Source organism: Thioclava sp. F36-7 (genome assembly GCF_002020075.1).
In the GTDB taxonomy this organism is placed as follows: Bacteria; Pseudomonadota; Alphaproteobacteria; order Rhodobacterales; family Rhodobacteraceae; genus Thioclava; species Thioclava sediminum.
On record NZ_MPZR01000011.1, the window covers coordinates 132,945 to 141,770 of the forward strand.

6 protein-coding genes are annotated in these 8,826 nt (G+C 61.6%); all 6 read left to right on the plus strand.

Features of this window, described 5'->3' with window-relative positions:
- The first annotated feature begins 10 nt into the window (after positions 1 to 10).
- The 6 genes from cysS to BMI89_RS18310 all read left to right on the plus strand — a co-directional run bounded on the left by cysS (position 11) and on the right by BMI89_RS18310 (position 8,752).
- On the plus strand, positions 11 to 1,465 hold the full coding sequence (gene cysS / locus BMI89_RS18285) for a cysteine--tRNA ligase (protein ID WP_078572268.1): 1,455 nt from the start codon (positions 11 to 13) through the stop codon (positions 1,463 to 1,465).
- 172 nt (positions 1,466 to 1,637) lie between these two features.
- Positions 1,638 to 3,260: a citramalate synthase gene (gene cimA, locus BMI89_RS18290; protein WP_078572269.1), complete on the plus strand. Its 1,623-nt coding sequence runs from the start codon at positions 1,638 to 1,640 to the stop codon at positions 3,258 to 3,260.
- Positions 3,257 to 4,021 carry a squalene/phytoene synthase family protein gene (locus BMI89_RS18295; RefSeq protein ID WP_078572270.1) on the plus strand — a complete coding sequence of 255 codons (765 nt, stop codon included), beginning with the start codon at positions 3,257 to 3,259 and terminating at the stop codon, positions 4,019 to 4,021. The genes cimA and BMI89_RS18295 overlap by 4 nt, the downstream gene beginning before the upstream one ends.
- Before the next feature lie 122 nt (positions 4,022 to 4,143).
- Entirely contained in the window at positions 4,144 to 7,197 is a 3,054-nt protein-coding gene (locus tag BMI89_RS18300; protein WP_168176835.1) for a methyl-accepting chemotaxis protein, read from the plus strand.
- Positions 7,198 to 7,217: 20 nt separating this feature from the next.
- On the plus strand, positions 7,218 to 8,282 hold the full coding sequence (locus tag BMI89_RS18305) for a chemotaxis response regulator protein-glutamate methylesterase (RefSeq protein ID WP_078572272.1): 1,065 nt from the start codon (positions 7,218 to 7,220) through the stop codon (positions 8,280 to 8,282).
- On the plus strand, positions 8,279 to 8,752 hold the full coding sequence (locus tag BMI89_RS18310; protein ID WP_078572273.1) for a chemotaxis protein CheD: 474 nt from the start codon (positions 8,279 to 8,281) through the stop codon (positions 8,750 to 8,752). The genes BMI89_RS18305 and BMI89_RS18310 overlap by 4 nt, the downstream gene beginning before the upstream one ends.
- Positions 8,753 to 8,826: the final 74 nt, after the last annotated feature.

Genomic DNA, 8,826 nt, shown 5'->3' on the forward strand with positions numbered 1-8,826 from the left:
GCGAGGACACATGACCCAGATCCGTTTGCGCAATTCCCTGACCCGGAAAGTCGAGGATTTTCGTCCGATCGATGCCGACAACGTGCGGATGTATCTCTGCGGCCCGACCGTTTACGACCGCGCGCATCTCGGCAACGCCCGCCCGGTGGTGGTGTTCGATGTGCTCTACCGGTTGCTTCGCCATGTCTACGGACCGGAGCACGTCACCTATGTGCGCAATTTTACGGATGTGGATGACAAAATCAACGCGACGGCGCTGGCGCGAAAAGAGGCCGGAGCCGAAGGCTCGCTGGAAGAGCTGATCCGCGCGCGGACCGAGGAAACCATCGGCTGGTATCATGCCGACATGGATGCGCTCGGCGCCTTGCGCCCGGATCAGGAGCCGCGCGCGACGGATTATATCGGCGCGATGATCGCGATGATCGAAAAGCTGATCGAAGACGGTCACGCCTATGCCGCCGAGGGCCATGTGCTGTTTCGGGTGCGCAGCTACAAGGATTATGGCGCGCTGTCCGGTCGGACGGTCGATGACATGATGGCAGGCGCCCGGGTTGAGGTTGCGCCCTTCAAGGAAGACCCGATGGATTTCGTGCTCTGGAAGCCCTCCGATGAGGGGCTGCCGGGCTGGGAGAGCCCGTGGGGCCGGGGCCGTCCGGGCTGGCATATCGAGTGCTCGGCCATGTCTTACGAGTTGCTCGGTGCGTCGTTCGACATCCATGGCGGCGGCATAGACCTGCAATTCCCGCACCACGAGAACGAGATCGCGCAAAGCTGCTGTGCCCATCCCGAGGGATCGTTCGCGAACTACTGGCTGCATAACGAGATGCTGCAGGTCGAGGGCAAGAAGATGTCCAAGAGCTTGGGCAATTTCTTCACCGTGCGCGATCTGCTGGACGGCCATGACGGCGAGAAGGGTATTCCGGGCGAGGTGATCCGCTTCGTGTTCCTGCAGACGCATTATACGAAGCCGATGGATTGGACAGCGGAGAAGGCGCGGGCGGCTGAGGCGACTCTGCGGAAGTGGCGCACAGTGACCGAAAGGGTGGTCCCGGGAAATCCATCTAAAGTCGTTGTCGATGCACTCTCCAACGATCTGAATATGCCGGAGGCACTTTCGGAGCTTCATAGAATGGCGCGGATGATAGCGCGACAAGAACCTGCCAGCAATGAGCCGGTTGATCTGCTTGCTGGGCTGCTCTCGGGCTTTTTGGCATCAGCCCAGCTTCTCGGCCTCCTCCTTCCAGAAATGGGGGAATGGGCTGCGGCACCGGAGGCCGATCTCTCGGGCCTCGCCGACAAGCTCGCGACGCTGCGTGCGAATGCCTTGGAAACCAAAGACTTCGCACCGGTCGACGCAATGAAACAGGCCCTCATCGCCGCTGGTGTCGAGGTGCGCATGTCGAAGGCTGGGGTGGAATTGCTGCCCGGACCCGATTTCGACTCCGCCAAGCTGGAGGGCCTGTGATGGCTTACGCAACGCAGGTTTGCCCCCGGCCCGAGGGTGGGGGCATCTTCGCCCCCGCCCTGGGGGGCGGGTCGGGGGCGAACCGGATCGCAAGCGATCCGGTGGTTCTTGGGCCCTTAGGGCGCGGCCCGGCGTGCCGCCAGGCGGAACGTAACCTCGACGGAGGCAACCAATGACCAAACAACGCCTCTATCTCTACGACACCACGCTCCGCGATGGGCAGCAATCGGCGGGCGTCCAGTTCTCCGTCCCTGAGAAGATCGAGATCGCCAAGGCGCTCGACGCGATCGGCATCGACTATATCGAGGGCGGCTGGCCCGGCGCGAACCCGACCGACAGCGATTTCTTCGAGGCGCGGCCCGAGACGCGCGCGACCTTCACCGCGTTCGGAATGACCAAGCGGGCAGGGCGCTCGGCCGCGAATGACGACGTGCTCGCAGGCGTTATGAACGCCAATACCCCCGCGGTCTGCCTCGTCGGCAAGACGCATGACTACCACGTCACCACCGCGCTCGGGATCACGCTGGAGGAGAACCTCGAGAATATTCGCGCCTCGGTCGCGCATATGGTGGCGCAAGGTCGCGAGGCGCTGTTCGACGCCGAGCATTTCTTCGACGGCTACAAGGCGAACCCCGACTATGCGCTGGAGTGCTGCCGCGCGGCCTATGAGGCCGGCGCGCGCTGGATCGTTCTGTGCGACACCAATGGCGGCACGCTGCCGGGCGAGATCGGCAAGATCGTTGAAGCGGTGATCGCGGCGGGCATTCCCGGCGACCGTCTCGGCATCCATTGCCATGACGACACCGGCAACGCCGTGGCTGGCAGCCTCGCGGCCATCGAGGCCGGTGCGCGCCAGATCCAAGGCACGCTGAATGGGCTGGGAGAGCGCTGCGGCAACGCAAACCTGATCACGCTGATCCCGACGCTTCTGCTGAAAGAGCCCTACGCCTCGACGCTCGACACCGGGATCGCGCCCGAAAGCCTGCGCGACATCACCAAGCTTTCGCGCAAGCTCGACGATATCCTGAACCGTGTGCCGCTGCGCTCCGCGCCCTATGTCGGCGCCTCGGCCTTTACCCATAAGGCGGGGCTACACGCCTCTGCGATCCTAAAGAATCCAGACACTTACGAGCATATCGACCCCGCCGTGGTGGGGAATACGCGCCTCATCCCGATGTCCAATCAGGCGGGCCAGTCGAACCTGCGTGCGCGGCTGAAAGGCATGGGGATCGAGGTCGCGAAGGACGATCCGCGCCTCGCCCGCATCCTCGATCTGATCAAGGAGCGCGAGGATCAGGGCTATGCCTATGACGGGGCGCAGGCGAGTTTCGAGCTGCTCGCGCGGGCCGAGCTGGGGCAATTGCCGAAGTTCTTCGAGGTGAAGCGCTACAAGGTCACGGTGGAGCGCCGCAAGAACCGCTACGACAAGATGGTCTCGATTTCCGAGGCGGTCGTGGTGGTAAAAGTCGGCGGGAAGAAGATGCTCTCGGTCTCGGAAAGCATGGACGAGCAGGGTCATGACCGCGGCCCGGTGAACGCGCTCTCGAAAGCGCTGTCGAAGGATCTCGGCCCCTATCAGAGCCTGATCGACGACATGAAACTGGTCGATTTCCGCGTCCGTATCACGCAAGGCGGCACCGAGGCCGTCACCCGCGTCATCATCGACAGCGAAGACGATGCGGGCCAGCGCTGGTCGACCGTGGGCGTGTCGCCGAACATAGTGGACGCGAGTTTCGAGGCGCTGCTCGACGCGATGATCTGGAAGCTGATGCGCGACGGGGCGAAACCGGCATGAGCGATCTGGCCGCGTCTCTTCAAGCGGCGGCCGAGGCCGTGCGTCAGGGCGATCCCGACCGGTTCGCCGCCACGATGGCTGCGCCTGCGGAGCTGCGTGACCGCCTCTGGCCGCTCTACGCCGCCAATCTCGAGATCGCGCGTGCGCCCTGGGCCTCGTCGGAGCCGATGGTCGCCGAGATGCGCCTGCAATGGTGGGTCGATGCGCTGGAGGCTCTGTCCGAGGGCCGCGAACCGCCGCATGAGATCGGCCCGGCGCTTGTCTCGGTGGCACAACCCGCGCGCCATTTGATTGCCGCGGCCGAAGCCCGTCGTGCCGATTGCTGGCCCGATCCTTTCGACGATATTTCAAGCCTTTGGGCCTATCTCGATCAGACTTCCGGCGCGCTTTACTGGGCCGCCGCCGAAGCCCTTGGCGCGCCCGAAGACGCGGAAATCACCGTGCGCAGTTTCGGTGCCGGCGCCGGTCTTGCGGCGCTCCTGCAGGCATGGTCCGATCTCGCCGCGCGGGGGCGCCCGCCTCTTGCCGCGCCGGAGGTCGCAACGCTGCATCAGCTCGCGGCGGAGGGCCAAGTGCGACTCGAACCCGCCCGCAAGCTGCGTCTGGGACCGGCCAAGGCGGCACTCCTACCGGGATGGCAGGCCCGGGCTCTCCTCGCGCGCGCGCGCGTCGTAGAAGACCCGCTGGCACCGGGCGCGCTGGTACTGTCGGAATTCCGCCGCAGATCGGGACTTTTGCGGTCCGCGCTGCTTGGCGTCTGATCCCTTAGGGCCAGCCTGCGGGAATTTTTCGGAAGTTAGAGGAATCTTCAACTCTTCGCCCGATGGTGAACGCGATTGCCCCGATGGGTCGGGTCGCAGCCGCAGTTCGCTGGAGGACGTTGATGCGCTTTTTCGACAATCTCAAACTAGGCTTGAAACTACCGCTGATGCTGGTCGCGATCGCGATGGTCGCACTGACAATCATGGGGATTTCGGCCTATCGCACCGCCTACGGACTGCTGGAAAGCGAAGGGACGCAGCGCCTCACGCGAACGCTAGCCGCGCGCGTCGCCCTCGCGGAGGACTGGGCGCAGACACTGGCCTCCAATACCCGCACGATCGCCGCCAATCCCGACACGGCGCGGGCGCTTTACGATTTCACCAAGAGCCTCAACCGGCTCGATCCTCCCGCCATCGAAAGCCTGCGGACCGGGGCCGCAGAGGCCGGGGCGTCCGAGGGCGAGGTGAGCGGCCCGCTCCGGGACTACCGCCTGCTACTCGACCGCTATGGACCCGCCATTGATCAAATTTTGGCCGAGAATGGCCTGAGCGATTTCTATCTTATCGATCGTGACGGTCGCATTATATTTGCCGCGCGTGATCACAGCGCGATTGGTCACGCGCTTGCGGATGAACCGGCGGGGCTGATCGAGGCCGCGACCGCTGCGCTGGATTGGCTGAGCGCGCCGACGGGCATGGTGGCGGCCGATACCGTCGCCGTTTCGCCCCCGCATTTCGAGGATGGCAAGGGTCGGTTCTTCGCCGCACGCCCCGTGCGAAGCGGAAATGGTCTCAAGCTCGGTGCTGTGGTCTTGCGAAAGCCAATGACCGAACTTGGGGCGATCATGGCCAACCCGCGCGGCATCGGCGAGACCGGTGAAGGTTTCCTGATTGACGGGAAAGGGAGGCTGATGAGCGATCTGCGCTTTCCGGCCAAAGCTCCAAAACCGGGGGAGGTTTTGCCCGCGGCTACCGTGAGTGCTGTAGAACAGGCGCAGGAAGAGGTGATCTCTTTGCATGGGCATCCAGCGATCGAGAGAACCCAAAAGGTCACTCTATTCGATCAGCCCTATTGGGCGGTCGTCGAGCAAGACCGTGCAGAGCTGTTCGCTCCTGCCACGTCACTTGCCCGTGCGATGCTATTCAACGCGTCCTGGCTCATCCTTCTATTGGCGGCCCTTTCTGCCTGGATGGCACGATCCGTCTCAAACCCTCTCAAGGGCCTGGAAAAATCCATTCGCAAGATCAGCGGAGGCGATTACGCGAGCGAGATCGCACAGACTCGCCGTGGCGACGAAGTCGGTGCAATCGCCTCCGCGCTGAGCAACCTGCGCAACGAGCTTGATCAGTCTGAAGGGATCAAACGCGAGGCCACGCGACAGGGCGCAGCCTATGCCAACGCCTCCGCCGCCCTGATGATCGTCGATCGCGACTTCCGTATCACCCATGTCAACCGTGCGCTCGTCGATCTGGTCGAGTCGCGGCTCGACGAGTTCCGCGTCGTCAGTCCCGACCTCGATCCTGAAAATCTTGTGGGCCGCTCGATGGATGATTTCCACGCCAATCGGGGACACGCCCGTGCGCTGCTCGGTGATCCAGCCCAATTGCCGCTTCATGTCGATATCAAAGTTGGCGAGGGTCGTTTTGGTGTCGACGTCACCGAATTCGTCGATGGGGAGGGCAATCAGGCGGGGTTCGTGGTCGAGTGGCGTGACGTGACGGAGCGACGGATGAAGGATGCCCTCATCGCGGCCATCGAGCGAGGTCAGCTCTTTTGCGAGGCCAATCCTGCCGGGATGGTCGTTCGGATGAACGCAAATCTGCAATCGCTCCTCGGCGCTCAAGCACCAGACCTCGTGGGGGCCCCGTTGAAGGACTGGCTAAGCACGGTTGATGGAAGTGATCTTTGGCCCGCGATTGCCGCCGGTGAGCCCGTCACTGCCCGCTTTTCGATACGTGACCGTCAGGGCAATACCTTTCTGCTCGACGGCTCGCTCAATCCGATCTCGGATAAAGCAGGGCGCTTGATGAAGATCGTGCTCATGGCCAGTGACGTGACCGTCGCGGAAGCCGCGCTTGCCTCCGCACAACAGCGAAATCTCAAAATGCTCGAGGCTCAGAAATCTGTCGTCGAGACGCTTCAGCTCGGACTCGCGGCCCTGTCGCGCGGCGACCTGAGCCTGACGCTCGACACGGAGTTTTCCGAGGAATACGAGGCGTTGCGCAACGATTTCAACGCTGCGGCACAAAACCTAGCGGCAGCGATCGTTTCAGTCATCGACAACGCTGCAGCGATCGACACTGAGGCCAGTGAGATCGCCTCTGCCTCTGATGACCTCAGCCGCAGAACGGAACAGCAGGCCGCGACGCTCGAAGAGACCGCAGCCGCGCTCGACCAGCTCTCATCCTCTGTCACGACTTCGGCACAAGGCGTGGCCGAAGCGGATAGGGTGGTATCGGAAGCCCGCAACAGCGCGGAAACCTCTGGTGAAGTGGTCAAGCAGGCCATACAGGCGATGAGCGAAATCGAAACCAGCTCACAGCAGATTTCCAAGATCATCGGCGTGATCGACGAGATTGCGTTTCAGACCAACCTACTTGCGCTCAACGCTGGTGTCGAAGCCGCGCGCGCCGGTGAAGCGGGCCGCGGTTTCGCCGTTGTCGCTTCAGAAGTACGCGCCCTCGCGCAACGGTCTTCCGAAGCCGCACGCGAAATCGACACCCTGATCACCGCGTCGAGCGAACAGGTGACCCGAGGCGTGGGCCTCGTCGGCGAAACCGGCCGTGCGCTCACGGAAATTCTTAACGCTGTCGTCGATATTTCAGCGCGTGTCTCTGAAATAGCGGGCGGTGCCCATGAGCAGGCAGAGGGGCTGAAAGAGATAAATACCGCGGTGAATCAGCTGGATCAGGTGACGCAACAAAACGCAGCAATGTTCGAAGAAACGACCGCCGCCAGTCACGCTCTGATGACAAATGCGACATCCCTGCGCGACATCACTGCCCAGTTCAAAGTCAGTATGCGGGCGACGTCAAACGAAGGCGAGAGCACTCTGTCGGCGCAAAATCAACATGGGGTTCAGGCAAGCGAAGGAGGCCGTGAACTTCCGCAAGCGGTGGGCGAACCCGCTCCGCGCGGTACCACCTTTTCAGCTGAAGACTGGGAAGAGTTTTGAATTCGCACGAAGGACACGCGATGCCAAACGAATTGCCGCTCGCCAAGAAAGTTCTCATCGTCGATGACTCGGCTACGATGCGTCAACTTATTCGAGCGCGTCTGGCAAACGACGCGCGCCTAGTCGTCGTCGGCGAAGCGGCGGACGCGTTTGAGGCGCGTGAAAAAATTAAAGCGCTTTCGCCGGATGTGATCACGCTCGATGTCGAGATGCCGCGGATGAACGGCCTCGATTTTCTTGAACGCCTCATGCGTTTGAGACCGATGCCTGTGGTCATGGTGTCGACGGAAACCCATAGCGGATCGCGCGCCGCAATCGAAGCGCTCGCCCTCGGTGCGATCGATTGCGTGGGAAAGCCGCGGTCTGGTCACCTCGAAAAGAGTTTTGAGACGCTTCCAGATATTCTTCTTGCGGCAGCAAACGCGCGCCTGCCTCAGTGTGGGGTCGAGCGAGCTGCGGTGAGGCCCGCACAAAACTTTCACTGGGCCGGTCAAATCGTGCTGATTGGGTCCTCGACCGGCGGCGTTGACGCCCTCGAGACGATCTTGAAGCGATTTCCTGAAAATTGCCCGCCCACGCTCATAGCGCAGCACATGCCAGAGAGCTTCCTCGCGAGCTTCGCCGAACGGCTTGATCGTATCATTGCGCCAAGTGTGCGGCTTGGCCAAACGGGCCTCCCTCTCGCACAGGGGCAAGTCTATCTTGCGCCTGGTGGCCCGACGCATCTCACGGTTCAAAATGACAGAACACCTTACCTGTCATTGCTTGAAAGCGAGAAGCGAAACGGACATCGACCGTCGGTGGATATTCTGTTCGAATCCGCACTGGATATGGCTACGAATGCCGTCGTCGTTTTACTCACCGGTATGGGCCGAGATGGCGCGGAGGGGATGATGCTCTTGCGCCGAGCTGGAGCACATTGTTTTGCCCAAGACAAGGAGACGTCGACTGTTTTTGGAATGCCGAGGGCAGCGCTTGAAATTGGCGCGGCGTCCTATTCGGTGGCCCTTGAAAAAATCGCCCCAGAAATTCTCAGGAGATGTACTCAGAGCCCGGCAAAGGTCAGGAAAGTAGGTGAAACATGAATGCAGTTTCCACAGACAGACCGATCCATATTTCGCAAGGCGAGTTTCTGGTCGCCGGCACGGGCGCGCAATCGATTACAACGATCCTCGGCTCTTGTGTCGCCTGTTGTCTCTACGATGAAAATGCGCAGGTCGGTGGTATGAACCACTTTCTATTGCCGAATACGACCGGTTCAACCTTTCAAGCGGCAAGCTTCGGCGTGAATGCGATGGAGCTTTTGATCAATGAACTTATTAAACACGGGGCGCAGCGCAGTGATCTACGCGCGAAGCTATTTGGTGGTACGCGCATGGTCAACGGCCTCTCGGACATCGGCTTTAAGAATAGCGAGTTCTCAATCGCGTTCCTAGCTAAGGAGCGTATCACATGTGTCAGCCAGAGTTTGGGCGGCTCTCAAGCGCGTAGGGTAGAGTTCTGGCCTGATACTGGCCGCGCGCGCCAGAAAATGCTTGGTAATGCAGAAGTCTGAGCTACCCCCTGAAATTCGGACACTGACATAAGCTACGATTTGCAGTCTGCTGATCTTCGACGAGAAGGAGATCA

Coding starts and splice junctions, on each gene's coding strand:
- cysS (WP_078572268.1), top strand. CDS start 11: ATGACCCAGATCCGTTTGCGCAATTCCCTGACCCGGAAAGTCGAGGAT.
- BMI89_RS18300 (WP_168176835.1), top strand. CDS start 4,144: ATGCGCTTTTTCGACAATCTCAAACTAGGCTTGAAACTACCGCTGATG.
- cimA (WP_078572269.1), top strand. CDS start 1,638: ATGACCAAACAACGCCTCTATCTCTACGACACCACGCTCCGCGATGGG.
- BMI89_RS18295 (WP_078572270.1), top strand. CDS start 3,257: ATGAGCGATCTGGCCGCGTCTCTTCAAGCGGCGGCCGAGGCCGTGCGT.
- BMI89_RS18310 (WP_078572273.1), top strand. CDS start 8,279: ATGAATGCAGTTTCCACAGACAGACCGATCCATATTTCGCAAGGCGAG.
- BMI89_RS18305 (WP_078572272.1), top strand. CDS start 7,218: ATGCCAAACGAATTGCCGCTCGCCAAGAAAGTTCTCATCGTCGATGAC.